Below are 1,253 nucleotides of genomic sequence, written 5' to 3' on the forward strand. Positions count from 1 at the left end.
CGTCCTTGGGTGAGCGCTTCTTGAGCCCCTCGGCACCGCCAGCAAGGAATTGATCCCGCCAGCGGGTCAGGGCGGCGGCGGTCACGCCAAGTTCACGGCTCAAAATCTCGATGTCCTCACCACGCAGTAGCCTGAGCACAGCCTCGGTCTTGTGCTTGGCCCAGAACCTCTTGGGCGGCTTGCGTGCCTCATCCCCGGTTCCGGTCGGCCTATGGCCTCCCTCCACCGGGGAGGAGGCTCCTCTGCCCCTCATTCCATCCTTCGTCATCGAACACCTCCTGGGGATCTCTTACTCCCAATTCGGTGTCCAAGAAAACCGTACACCGCCCCAGGACCTCGAGTTGACGGTGAAGTACATCGTCATGCGGGGCCGGCGCTTCAATGACCTGCGGGGCTGGAATCTCGACCCGGAAACCAAGGCCGAGCTGCGTGCCAAGGGCGTGATCAAGAACTACGGGACCGGCGGCATTCTCTTGACCGCCGCGCAGGCCATCGACGAGGTGCTGCTCATCCCCGACGAGGAGGTGGGCAAGTTGCCGGTGCGTGAGAATCTCAAGACCGAAGCCATCGAGCAGAAGACCCGCTTCAAGACGGGCTGGCTCGTCTGGTCGGAACTGGGGCAAGGCATCACCCGCCCGGACATTCTCGCCAAGATCAAGATTCTCGGCTGACGGAGGTGAACCGTGACGTTGAAACTGAAGAACATCCGACCGGGAGTCCTGATCATCGCCGACGCCAAGCTGCGTCTCGATCCGGGCGAGACCTTTGAAACGGACGCGCTTTCCCCCCAAATGGAATCGGCGTTGTCCGCGGGAAGGCTCGCCCGGATGGACGGCAGAGATGATAAGCCGAGAGAGGAATCAACCTCGTCGGCCGAGCCGCGGCGAGAGGACATCACCGATCTTACCGCAGCCGAGGCTATTTCCCGGATCGGCGTCGAAAAGGACCCTGACAAACTTAAAGCCCACCTGGCGGGCGAGAAACGACGAACGGTGATCGACGCCCTCAAGAAGCGGCTGACGGAGGTGGAAGGTGGCGCTGGCTGATCTCGTCGTCGTTCTCCGGACCGACCTGTCCGACCCCCAGGGCGAGCTGTTTACCGATGACGTCCTTTCGCGCTGCATCCTGAAAGGCGTCTATCGTCTGGCGCGCGACCTGGAGCTTTCAATGTCCGTCGTGAACGGAGAGGTGGTTCCGGAGCCGGAAGGCGAACCGCGCGAGCTGCTGCTCCTGCTGGGCCAGATTCATGCCTG

At 62.3% G+C, this 1,253-nt stretch carries 3 protein-coding genes and 1 pseudogene; 3 read left to right on the plus strand and 1 reads right to left on the minus strand.

Annotated features, from left to right (window positions below; all coding sequences use genetic code 11):
• Window positions 1–268 (minus strand): helix-turn-helix domain-containing protein (locus tag G495_RS23025; protein ID WP_156939550.1); only part of this gene is annotated, 268 nt, incomplete at its 3' end.
• Between the two features lie 73 nt (window positions 269–341).
• Between G495_RS23025 and G495_RS23030 the strand changes: the two genes are divergently transcribed.
• From G495_RS23030 to G495_RS0114580, 3 genes and pseudogenes are all read left to right on the plus strand, one after another.
• The gene (locus tag G495_RS23030) at window positions 342–671 is read left to right on the plus strand and encodes an HK97-fold major capsid protein (RefSeq protein ID WP_425387616.1); all 330 of its coding nucleotides are present in this window, start codon (window positions 342–344) and stop codon (window positions 669–671) included.
• 12 nt (window positions 672–683) lie between these two features.
• Window positions 684–1,046 (plus strand): hypothetical protein, encoded by a 363-nt coding sequence (locus G495_RS0114575; RefSeq protein WP_028588368.1) that lies wholly within the window; start codon window positions 684–686, stop codon window positions 1,044–1,046.
• Window positions 1,033–1,253, plus strand: a pseudogene (locus G495_RS0114580) (hypothetical protein); the annotation flags it as partial. The gene G495_RS0114575 and the pseudogene G495_RS0114580, both read left to right, overlap by 14 nt.

Source organism: Desulfocurvus vexinensis DSM 17965 (genome assembly GCF_000519125.1).
GTDB lineage: Bacteria > Desulfobacterota > Desulfovibrionia > Desulfovibrionales > Desulfovibrionaceae > Desulfocurvus > Desulfocurvus vexinensis.